Origin of the sequence: Pseudomonas sp. NPDC089408 (genome assembly GCF_044749445.1) — a bacterium.
In the GTDB taxonomy this organism is placed as follows: domain Bacteria; phylum Pseudomonadota; class Gammaproteobacteria; order Pseudomonadales; family Pseudomonadaceae; genus Aquipseudomonas.
In genome coordinates this window covers 194,411-212,343 of the sequence record NZ_JBIVHY010000001.1, presented here as the reverse complement: position 1 = coordinate 212,343, position 17,933 = coordinate 194,411, and the positions used below count along the sequence as shown (strand labels likewise).

18 protein-coding genes are annotated in these 17,933 nt (G+C 63.2%); 3 read left to right on the top strand and 15 right to left on the bottom strand.

The window, feature by feature from the left end; genetic code table 11:
• Nucleotide 1 precedes the first annotated feature (1 nt).
• From ACIP02_RS00945 to ubiE, 9 genes are all read right to left on the bottom strand, one after another.
• Nucleotides 2–709: a 16S rRNA (uracil(1498)-N(3))-methyltransferase gene (locus ACIP02_RS00945; protein WP_400612346.1), complete on the bottom strand. Its 708-nt coding sequence runs from the start codon at nt 707–709 to the stop codon at nt 2–4.
• The gene (gene tatC / locus ACIP02_RS00940; protein WP_400612344.1) at nt 706–1,494 is read right to left on the bottom strand and encodes a twin-arginine translocase subunit TatC; all 789 of its coding nucleotides are present in this window, start codon (nt 1,492–1,494) and stop codon (nt 706–708) included. Before tatC ends, ACIP02_RS00945 begins: the two co-directional genes overlap by 4 nt.
• Complete coding sequence (gene tatB / locus ACIP02_RS00935; protein WP_400612341.1) at nt 1,491–1,868, bottom strand: Sec-independent protein translocase protein TatB; 378 nt, start codon at nt 1,866–1,868, stop codon at nt 1,491–1,493. Before tatB ends, tatC begins: the two co-directional genes overlap by 4 nt.
• Nucleotides 1,869–1,870: 2 nt before the next feature.
• A complete protein-coding gene (locus tag ACIP02_RS00930) occupies nt 1,871–2,158 on the bottom strand; it encodes a twin-arginine translocase TatA/TatE family subunit (protein WP_400612339.1) in 288 nt (95 codons plus the stop codon).
• Nucleotides 2,159–2,329: 171 nt separating this feature from the next.
• Nucleotides 2,330–2,665 carry a phosphoribosyl-ATP diphosphatase gene (locus ACIP02_RS00925; protein ID WP_400612337.1) on the bottom strand — a complete coding sequence of 112 codons (336 nt, stop codon included), beginning with the start codon at nt 2,663–2,665 and terminating at the stop codon, nt 2,330–2,332.
• A gap of 1 nt (nt 2,666) precedes the next feature.
• Nucleotides 2,667–3,059: a phosphoribosyl-AMP cyclohydrolase gene (gene hisI / locus ACIP02_RS00920; protein WP_400612334.1), complete on the bottom strand. Its 393-nt coding sequence runs from the start codon at nt 3,057–3,059 to the stop codon at nt 2,667–2,669.
• A gap of 72 nt (nt 3,060–3,131) precedes the next feature.
• Nucleotides 3,132–4,754: a ubiquinone biosynthesis regulatory protein kinase UbiB gene (ubiB, locus tag ACIP02_RS00915; RefSeq protein WP_400612332.1), complete on the bottom strand. Its 1,623-nt coding sequence runs from the start codon at nt 4,752–4,754 to the stop codon at nt 3,132–3,134.
• A complete protein-coding gene (locus ACIP02_RS00910; protein ID WP_400612330.1) occupies nt 4,751–5,374 on the bottom strand; it encodes an SCP2 domain-containing protein in 624 nt (207 codons plus the stop codon). Before ACIP02_RS00910 ends, ubiB begins: the two co-directional genes overlap by 4 nt.
• The gene (ubiE, locus tag ACIP02_RS00905) at nt 5,374–6,144 is read right to left on the bottom strand and encodes a bifunctional demethylmenaquinone methyltransferase/2-methoxy-6-polyprenyl-1,4-benzoquinol methylase UbiE (RefSeq protein ID WP_201202229.1); all 771 of its coding nucleotides are present in this window, start codon (nt 6,142–6,144) and stop codon (nt 5,374–5,376) included. Before ubiE ends, ACIP02_RS00910 begins: the two co-directional genes overlap by 1 nt.
• Before the next feature lie 124 nt (nt 6,145–6,268).
• Between ubiE and ACIP02_RS00900 the strand changes: the two genes are divergently transcribed.
• Nucleotides 6,269–6,544: a polyhydroxyalkanoic acid system family protein gene (locus ACIP02_RS00900; RefSeq protein WP_167068318.1), complete on the top strand. Its 276-nt coding sequence runs from the start codon at nt 6,269–6,271 to the stop codon at nt 6,542–6,544.
• Between the two features lie 20 nt (nt 6,545–6,564).
• Here the strand turns inward: ACIP02_RS00900 and ACIP02_RS00895 are convergent, their stop codons facing one another.
• Together ACIP02_RS00895 and ACIP02_RS00890 are read right to left on the bottom strand one after the other, a co-directional pair.
• The gene (locus ACIP02_RS00895) at nt 6,565–10,074 is read right to left on the bottom strand and encodes a hypothetical protein (protein WP_400612327.1); all 3,510 of its coding nucleotides are present in this window, start codon (nt 10,072–10,074) and stop codon (nt 6,565–6,567) included.
• Nucleotides 10,071–11,294 carry a hypothetical protein gene (locus ACIP02_RS00890; RefSeq protein WP_400612325.1) on the bottom strand — a complete coding sequence of 408 codons (1,224 nt, stop codon included), beginning with the start codon at nt 11,292–11,294 and terminating at the stop codon, nt 10,071–10,073. The genes ACIP02_RS00895 and ACIP02_RS00890 overlap by 4 nt, the downstream gene beginning before the upstream one ends.
• A gap of 177 nt (nt 11,295–11,471) precedes the next feature.
• Here ACIP02_RS00890 and ACIP02_RS00885 point away from each other — a divergent pair, with 177 nt between their 5' ends.
• Entirely contained in the window at nt 11,472–11,891 is a 420-nt protein-coding gene (locus tag ACIP02_RS00885) for a phasin family protein (protein WP_400612323.1), read from the top strand.
• A gap of 10 nt (nt 11,892–11,901) precedes the next feature.
• A complete protein-coding gene (locus ACIP02_RS00880) occupies nt 11,902–12,693 on the top strand; it encodes a phasin family protein (RefSeq protein ID WP_400612321.1) in 792 nt (263 codons plus the stop codon).
• A 127-nt stretch (nt 12,694–12,820) separates the two neighbouring features.
• Here the strand turns inward: ACIP02_RS00880 and ACIP02_RS00875 are convergent, their stop codons facing one another.
• The 4 genes from ACIP02_RS00875 to phaC (ACIP02_RS00860) form a co-directional block, all read right to left on the bottom strand.
• Nucleotides 12,821–13,435: a TetR/AcrR family transcriptional regulator gene (locus tag ACIP02_RS00875; protein ID WP_400612319.1), complete on the bottom strand. Its 615-nt coding sequence runs from the start codon at nt 13,433–13,435 to the stop codon at nt 12,821–12,823.
• Nucleotides 13,436–13,448: 13 nt separating this feature from the next.
• Nucleotides 13,449–15,131: a class II poly(R)-hydroxyalkanoic acid synthase gene (phaC, locus tag ACIP02_RS00870; RefSeq protein ID WP_400612317.1), complete on the bottom strand. Its 1,683-nt coding sequence runs from the start codon at nt 15,129–15,131 to the stop codon at nt 13,449–13,451.
• A 177-nt stretch (nt 15,132–15,308) separates the two neighbouring features.
• A complete protein-coding gene (gene phaZ, locus ACIP02_RS00865) occupies nt 15,309–16,160 on the bottom strand; it encodes a poly(3-hydroxyalkanoate) depolymerase (RefSeq protein ID WP_400612314.1) in 852 nt (283 codons plus the stop codon).
• A 62-nt stretch (nt 16,161–16,222) separates the two neighbouring features.
• Nucleotides 16,223–17,902 carry a class II poly(R)-hydroxyalkanoic acid synthase gene (gene phaC, locus ACIP02_RS00860; protein ID WP_400612312.1) on the bottom strand — a complete coding sequence of 560 codons (1,680 nt, stop codon included), beginning with the start codon at nt 17,900–17,902 and terminating at the stop codon, nt 16,223–16,225.
• Between the last annotated feature and the right edge of the window lie 31 nt (nt 17,903–17,933).

The following is a 17,933-nucleotide window of genomic DNA, read 5'->3' as shown; positions in this document are numbered from 1 at the left end:
GTCAGAAAATTCGCGATAGTAGTGCCGTGACAGCTGTTTCCACCCGCAAGATGCGATCACCCAGTTGCACAGGCGCAAGGCCGGCCTTGCCCAGCAGGTCGATTTCATAGGGGATCCAGCCACCCTCGGGGCCGATCGCCAGGGTCACGGCCTGGTCCACGGCACGCGGGCAGGCAGGGTAGGGGCCGGGATGGCCGACCAGGCCCAGGGTGCCAGCGGCAATCGCCGGCAGGCGGTCTTCGACGAACGGCTTGAAGCGCTTCTCGATGATCACCTCGGGCAGCACCGTGTCACGCGCCTGTTCCAGGCCCAGGATAAGGTTGTCGCGGATGCTCTGCGGCTGCAGGAACGGCGTTTGCCAGAAGCTCTTCTCGACCTTGTAGCTGTTCACCAGGATCAGCCGCGGCACGCCGAGGGTGGCCACGGTCTGGAACAGCCGGCGCAGCATTTTCGGGCGGGGCACCGCCAGCACCAGGGTCAGCGGCAGCTTGGCCGGTGGCGGCTGGTCGAAGGCCACCTCCAGCTCGGCCTGGTGCTGTTCCACGCGCAGCACCGTGGCCTTGCCCATCAGACCATTGATGCGGCCCACCCGCAGGTTGTCGCCCACCGCCACACGGTGGATTTCCTGCATGTGGGTGAAGCGACGATCAGCAAGAACGACGCGGTCGGCCGAAACAAAGTCGGCCTCTTCAAGAAGCAGCAGATTCACGGTTGGGTCGCTGGTGGCTGGTCGTTAGGATCGTCGGCGGCTTCGTCGTGGGCACCGCGCTTGCGGATCAGGCTGCCACACAGCACGCCGATCTCGAACAGCAGCCACATGGGCACGGCCAGCAGGGTCTGCGAGAAAATGTCCGGCGGCGTAAGGACCATGCCGACCACGAAGCAGCCGATGATCACGTAGGGACGAATCTTTTTCAGGTACTTCACGTCGACCACGCCGATCCACACCAGCAGCACCACCGCAACCGGGATTTCGAAGGCCACGCCAAAGGCGAAGAACAGCGTCATCACGAAGTCGAGGTAGTTGGCGATGTCGGTCATCATCGCCACGCCTGCCGGGGTGGCAGCGGCGAAGAACTTGAACATCAGCGGGAACACCAGGAAATAGGCGAAGGCCATGCCGGCATAGAACAGCAGGATGCTCGATATCAGCAGTGGAATGGCAATGCGCTTTTCGTGGCGGTACAGCCCAGGAGCGATAAAGCCCCAGATCTGCTGGAGAATGAACGGGATCGCCAGGAACAGCGAGACGATCATGGTCAGCTTGAACGGCGTAAGGAACGGCGAGGCCACGTCGGTGGCGATCATCGTCGCGTTGGCCGGCAAGTGATCACGCAAGGGCGCCGAAACAATGGTGTAGATCTGCTGGGCGAAGCTGAACAGCCCGGCAAAGATCAGGAAAATGACCGCAACACAACGCAGCAGGCGGGTGCGCAGTTCGGTCAGGTGCGAAACCAGCGGCATCGGCTGGTCGTGTTCCGGGTTCTCGCTCATGGGGCTCGCGGCGGTTGAGGCGGTTCAGAAGGGGCGGCCGGCGCGGCAGGCGGCTCGACCGGCCTGGCTTCGAGGCCGGCAGGTGGCTGCACGCTGGCCGTGGTTACCGGCGGCTGCACAGGTGGCGTCAGCGGGTTGAGGATGCGCTTGGCTTCCTCTTCCATCTGCAAGATGTGCTCGTTGTGCAGCTGGCGGCGGATGTCGTCGGCGCCGATTTCGCGCTCTACTTCCATCTTGATGCTGTTGAAGCTGCGCTTGAGGCGGCCGATCCACAGGCCTGCGGTGCGCGCGGCACCCGGCAGGCGCTCGGGGCCGAGCACCAGCAGGGCGACCAGGCCGACGAGCAATAGCTCACTGAAGCTGATGCCGAACATGGTCAGTCTTTCCGCTGTGGCTCGTGGACCGGCTGGGCCTGGCCCTCGATGGTGTGGCCTTGCTGCGGCTGGGCGCTGCTCTGCTGGTGAGGTGCCTGCACCGGCGGCACGGGCTGGGCAGGCGGCGTGGTTGGCTCGGCCGGCTTGGTCTCTTCGTCGTTCATGGCCTTGCGAAAGCCCTTGATCGACTCGCCCAGGTCACTGCCGAAGTTTTTCAGCTTCTTGGTGCCGAACACCAGGACCACGACCACCAGCAGGACGATCCAGTGTTTCCAGTCAAAGATACCCATTTCGTACTCCTGAAATTTACAGGTAAAGCGAATTGTTCTGGCAACGCGGTCCCTGTGGGAGCGGGTTCACCCGCGAACACCGGCTTGGCCGGTGCCATACACCGCGTCGCATTCTTCGCGGGTGAACCCGCTCCCACAAAAAAGAGAGGGGCACCACGCACCTAAATTACATCAGGCAGATGGCTGCCGTGCGGCCTTCTCATCATGCCCGGACAAACCAAAGCGGCGGTCCAGCTCATCCAGCACGGCCTGCGGATGCTGGCCCAGCGCGCTGAGCATCACCAGGCTATGAAACCACAGGTCGGCGGTTTCGTAGATGACATCGCTGTAATCCTTGCTGATCGCGGCGTCCTTGGCAGCGATGATCGTTTCGACCGACTCTTCGCCGAGCTTTTCAAGGATCTTGTTCAGGCCCTTGTGGTACAGGCTGGCCACGTAGGAGCTGTCAGGCGCCGCTTGCTTGCGTTCTTCAAGCACTGCGGCCAGGCGGTTGAGGGTGTCGCTCATGTCAGTGTCCTGCGCTGTAGATGGCATCCGGGTCTTTCAGGACCGGGTCGACGATTTTCCACTGGCCGTTTTCGAAGACGCGGTAGAAGCAGCTTTCACGGCCGGTATGGCAGGCGATATGGCCCAGTTGCTCGACCATCAGGATGATCACGTCGGCGTCGCAGTCCAGGCGCAGTTCATGCAACTTCTGCACATGCCCGGATTCTTCGCCTTTACGCCACAGCTTGCCACGCGAACGCGACCAGTAGATGGCGCGTTGCTCGGCGGCAGTCAGGGCCAGCGATTCGCGGTTCATCCAGGCCATCATCAGCACGCGTCCGGTCTTGTGGTCCTGGGCGATCGCCGGTACCAGGCCATCGCTGTTCCACTTGATCTCGTCCAGCCAGTCTTTCATCGTCGACTCCAAAGCGGGCCCGCTCCTGTACCGGGCCATTTGCGCTAGTGTGCCAGCCACAGGCGCGGCTGGCTATTGGCGTACGATCAGGTACAGGCCTGCGGCCAGCATCAACCACGCCGGCCAGGCGGCCGGGGCGGCCAGGCTGGCGGCCTCGGCGGCCCCAGCGGCCAGTACCGCGCCACCCCCGAGCAGGCCGGCACCCAGCAGGCGCAGCGCCCAGCGGTCGCCCTGGCGGCGGCGCTCCGGCAGTTGCGGGTCGTTCAGGTGCGGCTGCGACAGGCGCTCGAGCAGGTCGCGGGTCATGCCCGCCAGGTGTGGCAATTGCTCTGCCTGGCTGTACAGGTTGCCGAACATGGCCTTGGGGCTGTAGCGGTCACGCATCCAGCGTTCAAGGTAGGGCTTGGCTGTGCTCCACAGGTCCAGGTCGGGGTACAACTGGCGCCCCAAGCCCTCGATGTTGAGCAGGGTCTTCTGCAGCAGCACCAACTGTGGCTGCACTTCCATGTTGAAGCGTCGTGCAGTCTGGAACAGGCGCATCAACACTTGGCCAAAGGAAATATCCTTTAACGGTTTTTCGAAGATCGGCTCGCATACGGTACGGATCGCTGCTTCGAATTCATTCACCTTGGTGTTCGCCGGCACCCAGCCCGAGTCGATGTGCAACTGGGCGACCCGGCGGTAGTCACGCTTGAAGAAGGCAAACAGGTTGCGCGCCAGGTAGTCCTGGTCCTCGGCGGTGAGGCTGCCGACAATGCCGCAGTCGATGGCGATGTACTGCGGGCTCCACGGCTTGACCGTGCTGACGAAGATGTTGCCCGGGTGCATGTCGGCATGGAAGAAGCTGTCGCGGAACACCTGGGTGAAGAACACCTCCACGCCACGCTCGGCCAGCAGCTTCATGTCGGTGCGCTGGTCGGCCAGGGTGGCCATGTCGGTCACCGGCACGCCGTAGATGCGCTCCATCACCAGTACCTTGGGCCGGCACAGGTCCCAGTACACCTGGGGCACGTACATCAGCTCGGAGCCTTCGAAGTTGCGCCGCAACTGGCTGGCGTTGGCCGCTTCGCGCAGCAGGTCCAGCTCGTCGTAGATGGTCTTTTCGTAGTCGCCGACGATTTCCACCGGGTGCAGGCGGCGGGCATCGGCCGAGGCGCGCTCGGCGGCCTTGGCAATCAGGAACAGCCAGGCCAGGTCCTGGGCGATGACGGGTTTGAGGCCCGGGCGCACCACTTTGACCACCACTTCTTCGCCGGTTTTCAGGCGGGCGGCGTGTACCTGGGCCACCGAGGCCGAGGCCAGCGGTTCGACGTCGAAGCGGCTGAACAGTTGCGCCACCGGTGCGCCCAACTGTGCCTCGATCAGCGCCACGGCCTGCTTGGGGTCGAACGGCGGGACACGGTCCTGCAACAGCATCAGCTCGTCGGCGATGTCATTGGGCAGCAGGTCGCGGCGGGTGGACAGCAGCTGGCCGAACTTGATGAAGATCGGCCCCAGTTCCTGCAACGCCAGACGCAGGCGCGCGCCGCGGCTCAGTTCGCTGGGCTTGCGCGGCAGCCAGCGCCACGGCATCAGCAGGCGCAGGCTGGCCAGCCACCACGGCAGCAGGGGCTGTTCGAAAAGCAGGTCATCGAGTCGATAGCGTATCACCACACGCTGGATGCGAAAAAGACGGCGGACGGCGAGCAGCTTCATGCGTTATCGCTGGTATCAAGGGATCGGGAAAGGCGCTTGAGGCGCGCCTCGAGGCGTTCTATGTCGAGCTTGAGGGCATCGAGTTCGCTGAAGGCGGCCTCGGCTTCGCGCTTGCCGACCAGGGTGCGGGACTCTTCGGCCAGGTATTCGGACAGGTTCTGGCTGAAGCGCGCCAGGCCCTGGCGGGTCCAGCGTGCGCGCAGGCGAATGTGGCCGGCGAGCATGGCGGTGGCGACTGGCCCGAGCCAGCCTTGCAGCTCGTGCTCCCAATCCAGCTCCAGGTCTTGCAGCACGCCGAACAGGTCGAGCAACACGGCACTGTCGCCATGCAGTTCGACCTGCGGGCTGTGCAGCACGGCGGTCTTGTCCCTGGCCAGGGCCAGTTGCGCCAGGCTGCCGGCCGGGGCGCGCAGGCTGCAATCGACCTTGCCCTCCCAGTGGGCGGCGAGCATCAGGCCCTCTTCATCGGGCAGGATGAACACCTGCAGGGCCGGTTGGCGGCAGTCGATCTCGATGACCCTGCCTTCCAGCGCGGCCAGCCGCGGCAGGGCCGTGCTGTCCATGCGCAGGACGCGGTTCAGGCCATGTTCGACGCTGGCGAGCAGCCCGGCCAGCAACATCAGGGCTTGATACCGCGGTGCACGGCAACGATACCGCTGGTCATGTTGTGGTAGGTGACGCGGTCGAAACCGGCCTCGACCATCATGCTCTTCAGGGTTTCCTGGTCTGGGTGCATGCGGATCGACTCGGCGAGGTAACGGTAGCTTTCCGAGTCATTGGTGATCAGCTTGCCGGCCAGTGGCATGAAGGCGAACGAGTAGGCGTCGTAGGCCTTGGACATCAGCTTGTTGGTCGGCTTGGAGAACTCCAGGATCAACAGGCGGCCACCGGGCTTGAGCACACGCAGCATCGAGCGGATGGCGGCGTCCTTGTGGGTGACATTGCGCAGGCCGAAGGCAATGGTCACGCAGTCGAAGTGGTTGTCCGGGAACGGCAGCTTCTCGGCGTCGGCCTGGACGAACTCGATGTTGCCGGCCACGCCGCGGTCGAGCAGACGGTCACGGCCGACCTTGAGCATCGATTCGTTGATATCGGCCAGCACCACCTGCCCGGTGGGGCCGACCAGGCGCGAGAACTTGGCCGCCAGGTCGCCGGTACCGCCGGCGATGTCCAGCACGCGGTTGCCGCTGCGCACACCCGACAGCTCGATGGTAAAGCGCTTCCACAGGCGGTGCATGCCGCCGGAAAGCACATCGTTCATCAGGTCGTACTTGGCGGCCACCGAGTGGAACACTTCGGCGACTTTCTTCGCCTTCTGGCTTTCAGGGACGTCCTGGTAGCCGAAATGGGTGGTGGGTTCGGCGTGTTCGCCTTTGCGCTGGTCGTTCATATCGCTTCACCGAAAAAAATTACCGCCATTCTAGGGCGAACGGGCGGATTTGTCTTGGCGGGGTGTGCCAGTGGGCAGGGGCGGGCATAATGCCCATTATGTCTACATCTTCAGGAACGCCCGCATGACCCAGATCAGCGTCGAACGCAAACACTCCCTCGGCCGTGAGGCCGCCCGCGCCAAGGCCGAAGCGCTGGTCGACAAGCTCAGCCGCGAATACGACCTCAAGGCCACCTGGAACGGCGACCGCGTCGACGTGGCGCGCAGCGGTGCCAATGGCAGCGTGCACATCGGTGAGGACAGCATCCGCGTAGAGCTAAAGCTTGGCATGATGCTGTCGATGATGAGCGGTACCATCAAGGGCGAGATCGAGCGCGCACTGGACAAGGCCCTGGCCTGAGGCCCAGCGCGCGTGGCTGGCTACGGTAAGTCGGGCGGGAACGGGATCAGATCGGCAATCTGTGCCAGGCGCAGGTCGCCACGGTAAATGGCTATGCGTTCCTTCGGGTCGCTGGCCAGCTCCAGCTCGGCGTCTCGGCCGATAGCGCGGGGCTCGCGGAATTTAAGGTGGCCTTTGACGAAGTCACGGGCCTTGGCATCCGCAGTGCGGTAATGAAAGTGAGCCTCCCACAGCACCGTTTGCGGAGCTTGGACGTCGCGGATTGCGTAGGTGTCGAGGTAGTCATTCGCGTGGCGAAGCGCTTTGCGCACTACGCTGGGCCTGATTGTGACCCGCTGCTGCCCTATCAGGTAGCGCAAGGCGGCGCTGTCAGGGTGGCGGGTGTTCAGGTAGGCATGGGTGAGCAGCTGCTGCTTGCGCTTGCTGACCCTTGTGATCGCCTGGTGCAGTTGGTCGACCAGGTTGTCGTCAGTCCGTTCCAGCTGTTGCGCCAGCGCGCTCATGTCATCGATGGGCCAGTCCAGAAAGTCAGCCAGGCTGTTAGGTTGGTCTGCGTAACGGGCCGCGAAGTCGAGTTTTTCGTCGATTTTTGCCAGCAGCTGCCTGGCCTGCTTGCGCAGCTGGGCAAGGTCGGGCTCTGCGGCGCGCGGCTGGCTGATTTGCTCATGCCATTCATTACCGCGTCGCTCGTAGTTGCCAGCGGGTTGCTGGTTCAGGGGGTTGCGTTGAACCGCGTGGTCGCCTTGCGCTTCCACCAGCGCCGGGCGACCACGTGCGACGCGGATCACCGTGCGCCTGACCGACACGGGGTGCTGGATTGTGCGCGGCGGCGGCGTGGCGATGCCTTTGTCGAGGTTGGCCAGCGCCGTGCCTAGCTGGGCTTCGGTGGTGTTTACAAGCGCTCGCATTTCCTGGATATATTCATCGAGGATGGCCTCGTCCAGCGCCGGGTCGCTGAGCGACCTCATGTAGTGGGCCTTGTCGAGTATCGCGCGATACCGGCGTAGTACATCGTCCAGCACGTCGGCCTTGTCTTCGGCAGAGCCGTCGGCCGTGGCGAGGCCGTCATGGCTCCAGATCGTGCGGCTCAGATCGTTGTTGCTAAGCACCTCCCGCATCGGCAGCAGGTTGTCGGCTGATTCGGCGGTTAGCTTGGTCTTGTCCAGTGTCAGGTAAGCCAGGTCGCCGATTAACTGCGCGTGCACCACTAACGTTGAATAGGCGCGCCGCTTGATAGCCGTCTCGATCTTGCTGGCCTTGTCGGCGAAGTCGATTTTGCTGTTTTCCAATGCTTCAGTTATGGCCCGATCCAGCCGCCGGCTGACCACCAGCAGGCGGCGGCTGGCCTGCAGCGAGTCGCGAACGCTTTCGCGGTAGCTGAGATAGTGTTGAATCTGCTCGTTGGTCTGCGGCAGCCGCACCATGCGCTTGCCCTGCACCACCAGCAGTTCATGATCGACTTGTTCCAGCAGACGTCGGCATAACAGCATGTCGCTGTCTATGGCCGCCTCGAACCAGTTGCTGAATCTGCTGGCGTTGGTCCCGGTAGCGTCCAGCCTGAGAAAGCGCGGTTCAATCAGCTCCCTGAAGGTGTTGACGTTCGCCTCCAGGATCTCGCCCTGTTTCTCCAGGAACAGCGCAGAGGCCTTGAGCTCAGTGGCATGTAGACGACGCTGGGCGAGCAGTTGTTGTTTTTGCGCCTGCAGTGCTTCGGGTGGATTGGCGCGCTCATGCGCGGCCAACGCTTGCGACGTGCGGCTGTAAGCTGCGGCGAGCTCGTCATAATCGGCAAGGCGCTGGCTGTTGCGCTCCATGAGAGGGCGCAGCTTGTTCAACGCGTCGCCATTGCGCAATGCCGCGTCGCGCAATTGTGCGTAGCGCTGCTGGTTATCAGCGTTGATGGACCTGCTGGTCCTGGGCATGCCACCTGCCAGTTTCAGGTTGAGTGCCCACTCGCCGTTCCAGCGTGTCAGCCAAGGGCCTCTGCTGCGCTCACGGCCGACGATGTAGTAGCCGTCGGGGGCGCCCTGCCATCGTGATTGCCATTCACTGCTGCTCTGCTCCGGGCCGACGATCTGAATGCCGCCCCATTTCTCCTGCACTTCGTACGCTGCCCCCTGCAGTGCTACATAGTGGCGGTTGGCGATGTGATACAAACCGCGCAGGCGGCCCTCGACCAACGGTGCATGGCCGTCTAGCGACAGGGTGGCCTGAAGCTTGACCAGTGCCTGGTGCTCGGGCGGTGTCAGGTTGCCCACGCGCTGGTGGTCGTGCCAGCTGGAGAGCCGCATGGGTACTGCCTTCTGCTCGGCGGTCAGTGTTTCCCAGGGGCGCTCATGCGGTTTGTCTGCCACCGCTGTCATGGCCCCGTCCGGCTCGACGGGCTCGGTAAACCGCAACTTCGCAGCCGGCAAGCCGCTTGCGGGTAGAGGCGCATCGCGATGGGCCAGAAGCATGGCCAGGTTGGTCAGCAGGTCAATGGCTGCCACGATGCGCGCTTCATCGCTACCGTTGGCCAGCACCGACACATCATCCCGGGCGGCCGACAGTGCTTGTACCAGCCAGGTCAGGACCGCCAAGGGGCCGCGCCAGAATACGGCCAAGGTGTTGAACAACGACCAGGCCGCCTGTTGCACCAGCTGCCATTTTTCCTGCGCGTTGGACAGGCTGCTGCTTGATGCCGCCAGGCGTATGGCACTGATCCTGGCGTCGAAGAGGTGGGCGTCCAGATCGGCCAACCAAGGGCTGAAAACGCAATCGACCGGTTGTCGCAGCAGCTGTACCAGTTCGTCCGCCACAAGGCTTTCACCACCCAGCAAATGCGCCAGTTGTTCCAGCCTGGGATGGAGGTGAGGGCGCGTGAAGCCGTCATTTGCATACACCGCGCGTACGTCTTCATGCAGCCAGTCGAGGATACTTTGTTGCAATTCACCTTCAGTGCGGATTGCGGCCATCAGCTGATCCAGCTCAGCGAACTCCAGCAGGACGTGGCTCGCATAGAACGGGCGGTACAGGACCCAGCCATGCGCGGCGGGTAGCTTGATCAGGAACATGCCGTGGGCGATGTCCGTGGTCGCAGCACCTGGCGCGCATAGAAACGCCAATGGGCCAATGCGCAATGGCTGGTCATCGCCGTTACTTTGGCAACAAGCTAGCAGCGCATCGCGCGCGGGTGCGCTCAGCTGTTGCTGGATGCCGGCTTTGAGGGTGCTGAACAGCAGGTGGCTACGCCATTCCCGGGCGTATTGCCGGATCCGCTCGCCCCTACGCGGTTGTTCGGCCACTTTAGTGTCCAGATAACGAGGGTACCGGCCACCAGCGTCCACATTGTGTATCAGCGCGTTGACTTGCTCGATGTTCAGCCAGCTACCGGGCTTGCCGCCAGTGGGCACGGTCACGCCAGTCATTACCTCGCCAGCACCCAGGCGCAGGCGAGCGATCGCCAGATCAGTCAAGCTTACCCTGCGCAATGGCAGCGATTGCCCGCCTTCTATAGTGTTGCCGACGATGCTTTGTGAAACCTCGATCATGACCTCGTCAGGGTCGTACTGTGCCACCTGCGGGTAGTTGTTTTGCAGTTGCTCGCGCAGGCGGCGCTTGGCGTAGCGCGGAAGGTCGTCGACATCGCTGAGTGAGGTGGAACCTTTAGAGTCCCTTGCTGAGCCGCCAGATCGAGCAGCGCCGTGTGGTAGGCGTGACGGTCGCTGCCCTCGGCGCCGGCTAGCCAGGCCGGTAGGCTGACGTCTGGCATGTTGTGCGCCCGGCAGGCCTGGTTCAGAAAATGCGCACTTGGGTCACTCAGCCGGTGCAACTGGTTCTGCAAATCACTGACCGAGGTCAACGAGCCAATGCTGAAACGTTCGATGTCTTCAAGCATGGCATTGAGCAGTTGCCTGGCCTGGAAGGCGAATGGGTTGCCGATCACGGTGGTGTGCGCCCAGGACAGCCGCTCGAAGCGATAGCGCCGGGCCAACTCGCCCTGCAACGCGCTGGCGAAGGCCGTCAGGTCGGTAAAGCTGCGCACCCTCCCGTCCGGCTTGCAATGCAGAAGCAGGCGCCGCGTGCCGTGCGCCATGCTCAGCAGCAGGCCTGCCAAGGTTACCGACAGCGTCCCGCCTGCTGTTTTCAGGTTTACGCTCACTGCACTGATGACCAGGCCTTCATGGGCCTCGGCGAGCAGAGCGTACAGTGCCGCCTTCTCATCGATATCCAACCCCTGATCGTGCAGGTTGCAAAGCAGCGCGGCCTTGATCGTATGCTCAAGCCAGAGCGTACGGCTGACCTGGCTGGTTGGGTCGGTGCCATTCCAGAAACCGACCTGAGCCAGCTGGAACATTTCCAGCAGGGCACCCAGCACGTGCTCCAGGCCCTCGTTGAGCCTGCTCAGGTCCAAGGCAATTGCGGCTGGTTTGCTGTTACTCGCTCCTTCGACCCGTAACTGAAACGGCTCAGGTGGCGCGATGCTTGGCCGATCGGCAAGGCTAAGCTGCAGACGTTCACCTGTCAGAAAATGCTCAAGCAATTCATCCACCAGCGAGCGGTGCGTGTCGGCACCGTCCGCGGTGTGCAGGATGACGAAATCATCGAGCGAGGTGAGCTGTGGATGGGTGTCGCGCACCCATGGGTAATGATCGACGAGAACCTTGAAACCTTCATGGGACAGTACGTCGCGTATCGTGGGGCGTTTAGCGAAACAGTCCGCGACTTTTTGCTTGAAGGTTTCGCTTATTGCGTCAGGGGTGTCAGTCATGGCGTCAGCTCCGAACAGGTGGGTGACATGACGCTAGCGTGGGGTGGCCCTGTACTTGCGGTAGATGCTTAAGGCCGGCAGCACCTTAGGGTGAGGATTCTAATTTTCTTGCCTACCGTATGCTCAAGCCCAGCCTTTATGGGCGTTATTTCCTCTCATGAGCATGAGGTACACAGCATGGCCAAAGTGAACGTGAAGAAAAAGGACGACGCCCCGGGCACGCTGGGCGAAGTGCGCGGCTACGCGCGCAAGATCTGGCTGGCGGGTATCGGCGCCTATGCGCGGGTTGGCCAGGAAGGCTCCGACTACTTCCAGGAGCTGGTCAAGGCCGGCGAAGGCGTCGAGAAGCGCGGCAAGAAACGCATCGACCAAGAGCTGGATGCAGCCAACGCACAGATCGACGAAGCCACCCAGGCTGTCAGCCGTGTGCCAGGCCGGGTAGAAATTCAACTCGACAAGATTGAAAAAGCTTTCGACGCACGGGTAGGGCGCGCCTTGAATCGCCTCGGCATTCCGTCTAAACATGACGTTGAGGCGCTGTCGATCAAGCTTGAACAGCTGCACGAGCTGCTTGAGCGCGTCGCGCACAAACCATAAGGAGAGCAGGATGGCTGGCAAGAAGAATTCCGACAAAGAAGGCAGCTCCTGGGTCGGCGGGATCGAGAAATACTCCCGCAAGATCTGGCTGGCGGGGCTGGGTATCTATTCGAAGATCGACCAGGACGGCCCCAAGCTGTTCGACTCGCTGGTGAAGGATGGCGAGAAGGCTGAGAAGCAGGCGAAAAAAACCGCTGAAGATGTCGCCGATACTGCCAAGTCCTCGACGACTTCGCGCGTGTCTGGCGTGAAAGATCGTGCGCTGGGCAAGTGGAGCGAGTTGGAAGAGGCCTTCGACAAGCGCCTCAACAGCGCCATCTCGCGTCTGGGCGTACCGAGCCGCAACGAGATCAAGGCCCTGCACCAGCAGGTCGACACCCTGACCAAGCAGATCGAGAAACTGACCGGTGCTTCGGTCACGCCGGTTTCCTCGCGCACTGCGGCGGCCAAGCCGGCTGCGAGCAAGGCAGCGGCCAAGCCACTGGCCAAGCCTGCGGCAGCCAAGCCTGTAGCTAAAACTGCCACGGCAAAACCAGCGGCCAAAACGGCAGCGGCGAAGCCAGCAGCCAAATCTGCGGCAGCCAAACCAGCAGCAGCCAAACCAGCAGCCAAACCGGCAGCGGCCAAGCCAGCTGCGGCGAAGAAGCCAGCGGTGAAAAAAGCCCCGGCCAAACCCGCCGCGGCCAAACCGGCAGCCCCAGCGGCCAGCGCTGCACCCGCTGCAACTGCAGCCCCGGCACCAACCGCCGCCCCGGCCAGCAGCACCCCGTCGGCACCCACTGGCACCGGTACCCTGATCTGATACCGCGTCGCCTTCTTCGCGGGTGAACCCGCTCCTACAGGAACTTCACAGTCCTTGTAGGAGCGGGTTCATCGGAGCGCCGAACCGCCGCGAATACGTCGGCAACTGCAACACATCCCGACCAGGCCTACCCCTCCAGGTACTTCACCGCCAACTGCTCCGCCGCCGCCCGTGCCTGGGCCTGCAAATGCGGCGCCACCAGCATCATCACCTGGTACACCACAACCCCCACATCCCCCTCGCGCCCCAGCACCCGCTGGTAATCCAGCGAGAACATCAGCGTGAGGGTGATCTGCTCCACCAGTTGCCCCAGCGCCTGGGTGTCACTCTCCACCAGTCCCTGGCCCTTTAGGCTGGCCAACAACGCCGCCAGCGTACGCTTGAGGGCGTTGATCAGGCTGCGCATGCCGCGGGCCAGCTTGGGCAGGCGCCCGGTCAGGTTCGACAGGTCCTGGAACAGAAACCGGTACTGCGCCATGCGCTCGACGATCAAGTGCAGGAACAACCAGTAATCCTCGGCGTCCAGGCGCACTTCCAGCGGGGGATCGAGCAATGGCATCAGCGCTTCTTCAAAGCGCTCGAACAACCCCAGCACCAGCGGCTCCTTGCCGTGGAAGTGGTAGTACAGGTTGCCCGGGCTGATGCCCAGTTCGTTGGCTATCTCCAGGGTGGAAACGTTCGGCTCGCCCTGCTGGTTGAACAGCTGCAAGGCGCACTCAAGGATACGGTCGCGGGTTTTCATCCAGTCAGCATGCTCATCGGGTCAGCACGTAAGTGCCCGGCGCGGGGCCTAGCGGTGGGTAGGTGGCATTGCCCAGTTCGGTGCGTGGCGCTTTGAGCGGGCCGGAGCGCGGGGTGATCCACTCCAGCCACAACGGCCACCAGCTGCCTTCGCTGCGCTTGGCGTCGTGGAACCAGGCACGCGGGTCGCTGCTCAGTTTCGGGTTGGCCAGGTAATAGGCTTTGGGGTTGCCGGGCGGGTTGATGATGCTCTGGATATGCCCGCTGTTGGCCAGCACGAAGCGCCGTTCGCCACCCAGCAGCAGGGCCGAGCGGTATACGGCGTCCCAAGGGGTAATGTGGTCATTGCTGCCGGCCACGGTAAAGCTGTCCAGGTTGACCTGTTGCAGGTCGATCGGCGTGCCGCACACCTCCAGCCCTTGCGGGTGGGTCAGCGGGTTGAGCTTGAAGAACTCCAGCAGGTCGCCATGCAGTGCGGCAGGCAGGCGCGTACTGTCGGCGTTCCAGTAGAGGATATCGAAGGCTGGCGGTGTCTTGCCGAGTAGGTAGTTGTTGACCCAGTAGTTCCAGATCAGGTCGTTGGGCCGCATCCAGGCGAAGATCCGCGCCACTTCGGCACCGTCCAGCACACCGCGTTGATACGAGCGGCGCTTGGCCGCTTCGATGGTCTGCTCGTCGGCGAACAGGCTGGCCGGGCTTTCGAACTTGCTGTCCAGCAAGCTCACCAGGTAGGTGGCACTGCGCACCCGGCGCAACTGCTGCTTGGCTTGCAGGTGGCCTTGCAGCGCCGCCATGGTCAGGCCGCCGGCGCAGGCGCCCATCAGGTTCGGGTCGCGGTTGCCGCTGATGCTGCGGCAGGCATTCAGCGCTTCTTCCAGCGCCTGCACGTAGGTGGACAGGCCCCATTCACGGTGGCGCGGGTCGGGGTTGCGCCAGCTGACCATGAACACCTGCAGGCCGCTCTTGAGCATGTACTGGACGAAGCTGTTGGTCGCGCTCAGGTCAAAGATGTAGAACTTGTTGATCTGCGGCGGCACCACCAGCAACGGGCGTGCGTGCTGTTTTTCGCTCATCGGCTTGTACTGGATCAGCTCCAGCAGTTCGTTGCGAAACACCACTGCGCCGGGGGTCGCGGCCAGGTTACCGCCCACTTCGAAGGCACGCTCATCCACCTGGCGCGGCAGGCCATCGTTGTGCCGCAAGTCTTCGAGCAGGTGGGCCATGCCACGCACCAGGCTCTGGCCGCCGGTATTGAACAGCTCCTTGACTGCCAGCGGGTTGAGCAGCGAGTTGCTGGGGGCCAGCGCATCGTTGATCAGGTTGAACAGGAAGTGCGCACGTGCGCGGTCATCGTCGTGCAGGTGGCTTTCGTCGATCCATTGGCGGGTCTGCTTTTGCCAGGCCAGGTACGCTTGCAGGCCGCGGCGATAGAACGGGTTCTGGCTCCACGTCGGGTCACTGAAGCGCGCGTCCCGCGGGTTGGGCTGGTAGGGCGAATCGCCCAGCATCACCCGCCCCAGCTGCCCGCCCAGGGCCAGCAGATGGTGCGCGGTATGCAGCGGATGGCGCAGGCCGTGGCGGCCGACATTACGCAGCGTGGAAAGCAGGTCGCGGCCACGCAGGCCGAGGATGGCGTTCTGCACGTTCATGCGGGTGGCGGGGAGCGTTGTCGATCCTTTGGCCGGTTTGTCTGTCATGGCAACACTCCCTTGTATGACCCTTGTGACTGAAACACGCTCACGGGTTTAGCAGGAACCCTGTGGGAGCGGGTTCACCCGCGAAGAATCCAACTCAATGCATGGCACCGGCTGCGCCGGTGTTCGCGGCGGTTCGACGCCTCGATGAACCCGCTCCCACAGGGACTCGAATCGCCCTCACGAGCCCGCCGCCGGGCGGGGGTGCATGACGGCACGCTGTCGTTCTTGCTGGAGGAACTTCATGATGATCGGGGCGACGGCCTCGGCCCGGGTGATCAGGAACAAGTGGCCGTCGTCGATAATGTGTAGCTGGGCATTGGGAATTCGCCAGGCCAGCAGGCGCATGTTGATCAGCGGGATCAGCGGGTCGTCGTCACCCGCCAGCACCAGGGTTGGCTGCTGGATCTTGTGCAGCCAGTGGATGCTGGTCCAGCCCAGCCCGGCGAACAGCTGCCAGTAGTAGCCCAGCTTGCCGCCGGAGCGCACCTTGGCCGCGTGGTGCATGGCCAGGTCCGGGTCACGGCGAAAGCCCCCGCCATAGATCAGCGGCGCAATGCGGATGACATGCGATGGCTGAATGTAGCGCCGCGGGCTGGCCATCATCCACAGCACCTTGGGCTTGCCCGGCACCATCACCGCACCCGCGGCGGTGGCGGCCAGCACCAGCTTCTTGCAGCGTTCGGGGTAGTCGTGGGCGAACTGCTGGGCCAGGGCGCCCCCCCAGGACACGCCAATCACATTGACCTGCCCGTAGTCGAGGTAATCGAGCATGCGTGCGGTGAGCTTGGCCAGCCCGGGAAAGCGATACGGGTGCCGCGGGGTGGACGAGCCGCCGACCCCGGGCACATCGAAGGCGATCACTTCCAGGTCCGGGTCCAGTGCTTCGATGAACGGAAACACCAGCTCCAGGTTGGCGCCGATGCCGTTGAAGATCAGCAACGGCGTCAAGTGCGGTTTGCCTGGCCGGACAGCGGTGCGAATGGATTGGTCGTCCAGCTCGACGGTCCTGAAGATATAGGGTTGCGGCATGCGCGTGACTCTTGGGTGAAAAGAACACCGTGGCGCCTTGCCGGCCGCCACGGCGCTGCAACTCAACGCTCGTGAACGTAGGTGCCCGGGGAAGCTTCGCCGGCGGTATAGGCCCGGTTGCCCAGCCGGGTCGGCGCCTTTTTCAACTCACCGGCACGCTCGCCCAGCCAGCTCTGCCAGTGCAGCCACCAGGAGTCGGCATGCTTGGTGGCGTTTTCCTGCCAGGCCACCGGGTCACCCGGGCGATCGGCGCCGGTCATGAAGCGCGCCTTGGGGTTGCCCGGCGGGTTGAGGATGCTCTGGATATGCCCGCTGTTCGACAGCACGAACTCGATCTTGCCGCCGAACAGGTGTGCCGAGCGGTAGCACGAGTGCCAGGGGGTAATGTGGTCGTTGGTACCGGCCAGGCTGTAGATGTCGCACTTGACCTGTTTCAGGTCAATCGCGGTGCCGCACACTTCCAGCGCTTCGGGGCGGGTCAGCGGGTTGCTCTTGAACATTTCGATCAGGTCGCCGTGGAAGGCGGCCGGCAGGCGCGTGGTGTCGTTGTTCCAGAACAGGATGTCGAACACCGGCGGCTCGTTGCCAAGCAGGTAGTTGTTGACCCAGTAGTTCCAGATCAGGTCGTTGGGGCGCATCCAGGCGAACACCTTGGCCATCTCGCTGCCTTCCAGCACGCCGGCCTGGTAAGAGTGGCGCTTGGCCGCTTCCAGGGTCTGCTCGTCGACGAACAGCGCCACCTGGTTGTCCATGGTGGTGTCCAGCACGCTGACCAGCAGGGTCAGGGCATTGACCTTGTTCTCGTTAATGGCGGCATAGTGGCCCACCAGGGCGGTGCAGGTGATGCCGCCGGAGCAGGCCCCGAGCATGTTCAGGTCCTTGCTGCCGGTAATCGCCAGCACCGCGTCGACCGCTTCCTTGAGCGCGTCGATGTAGGTGGACAAGCCCCATTCGCGCTGGGCCTTGGTCGGGTTGCGCCAGCTGATGATGAAGGTTTGCTGCTGCGAGCGCAGGCAGAAGCGGGCCAGGCTTTTTTCCGGGCTCAGGTCGAACACGTAGAACTTGTTGATCTGCGGCGGCACCACCAGCAGCGGGCGGGCGTGCACCTGTTCGGTGATGGGGCTGTACTGGATCAGCTCCAGCACATCGTTGCGGTACACCACCGCACCTTCGCTGGTGCCCAGGTTCTTGCCCACCTCGAAGGCGTCCATGTTCACCTGGCTGGGCATGCCGCCGTTGTTGACCATGTCCTTGGCCAGGTTGGACAGCCCGTCGAGCAGGCTCTTGCCACCGGTTTCGAAGAAGCGTTTGACCGCTGCCGGGTTGGACAGGGTGTTGGTCGGCGCCATGGCCTCGGTCATCAGGTTGATGACAAACTGGCCGCGGCTGATGTCCTGGGGCGACAGGTCGCTGCTGCCGATCCAGTCCTGCAGCTCATTGCGCCAGGCCAGGTAGGTTTGCAGGTAGCGACGGTACAGCGGGTTGTTGCTCCAGGCCGGGTCATTGAAGCGCCGGTCATCGCTTTCCGGGGCCAGGCTGGACTTGCCCAGCAGCACGTTCTTCAGCTCCAGGCCAAAATGGGCCACATGCTTGGCGCTGTGCAGCGGTTGGCGCACGGCCTGACGCAGCACGGTACGTGCCGAGCTCAACAGGTCCTTGCGGCGAATGCCGATGACCGGGTTCAGCCCCAGGGTGTTTTCCGAGGCCTGCCGCTGCAGCTCATCGTTGTTCTTGTTACTCATCTACGACGCTCCGTTGTCCTGAGACGAGTAC

What these genes read in the sequence shown, in the direction of transcription:
- tatC (WP_400612344.1), bottom strand. Translation starts at nt 1,494, where the DNA reads ATGAGCGAGAACCCGGAACACGACCAGCCGATGCCGCTGGTTTCGCAC.
- tatB (WP_400612341.1), bottom strand. Translation starts at nt 1,868, where the DNA reads ATGTTCGGCATCAGCTTCAGTGAGCTATTGCTCGTCGGCCTGGTCGCC.
- ACIP02_RS00930 (WP_400612339.1), bottom strand. Translation starts at nt 2,158, where the DNA reads ATGGGTATCTTTGACTGGAAACACTGGATCGTCCTGCTGGTGGTCGTG.
- ACIP02_RS00925 (WP_400612337.1), bottom strand. Translation starts at nt 2,665, where the DNA reads ATGAGCGACACCCTCAACCGCCTGGCCGCAGTGCTTGAAGAACGCAAG.
- hisI (WP_400612334.1), bottom strand. Translation starts at nt 3,059, where the DNA reads ATGAAAGACTGGCTGGACGAGATCAAGTGGAACAGCGATGGCCTGGTA.
- ubiB (WP_400612332.1), bottom strand. Translation starts at nt 4,754, where the DNA reads ATGAAGCTGCTCGCCGTCCGCCGTCTTTTTCGCATCCAGCGTGTGGTG.
- ACIP02_RS00910 (WP_400612330.1), bottom strand. Translation starts at nt 5,374, where the DNA reads ATGTTGCTGGCCGGGCTGCTCGCCAGCGTCGAACATGGCCTGAACCGC.
- ubiE (WP_201202229.1), bottom strand. Translation starts at nt 6,144, where the DNA reads ATGAACGACCAGCGCAAAGGCGAACACGCCGAACCCACCACCCATTTC.
- ACIP02_RS00900 (WP_167068318.1), top strand. Translation starts at nt 6,269, where the DNA reads ATGACCCAGATCAGCGTCGAACGCAAACACTCCCTCGGCCGTGAGGCC.
- ACIP02_RS00895 (WP_400612327.1), bottom strand. Translation starts at nt 10,074, where the DNA reads ATGATCGAGGTTTCACAAAGCATCGTCGGCAACACTATAGAAGGCGGG.
- ACIP02_RS00890 (WP_400612325.1), bottom strand. Translation starts at nt 11,294, where the DNA reads ATGACTGACACCCCTGACGCAATAAGCGAAACCTTCAAGCAAAAAGTC.
- ACIP02_RS00885 (WP_400612323.1), top strand. Translation starts at nt 11,472, where the DNA reads ATGGCCAAAGTGAACGTGAAGAAAAAGGACGACGCCCCGGGCACGCTG.
- ACIP02_RS00880 (WP_400612321.1), top strand. Translation starts at nt 11,902, where the DNA reads ATGGCTGGCAAGAAGAATTCCGACAAAGAAGGCAGCTCCTGGGTCGGC.
- ACIP02_RS00875 (WP_400612319.1), bottom strand. Translation starts at nt 13,435, where the DNA reads ATGAAAACCCGCGACCGTATCCTTGAGTGCGCCTTGCAGCTGTTCAAC.
- phaC (WP_400612317.1), bottom strand. Translation starts at nt 15,131, where the DNA reads ATGACAGACAAACCGGCCAAAGGATCGACAACGCTCCCCGCCACCCGC.
- phaZ (WP_400612314.1), bottom strand. Translation starts at nt 16,160, where the DNA reads ATGCCGCAACCCTATATCTTCAGGACCGTCGAGCTGGACGACCAATCC.
- phaC (WP_400612312.1), bottom strand. Translation starts at nt 17,902, where the DNA reads ATGAGTAACAAGAACAACGATGAGCTGCAGCGGCAGGCCTCGGAAAAC.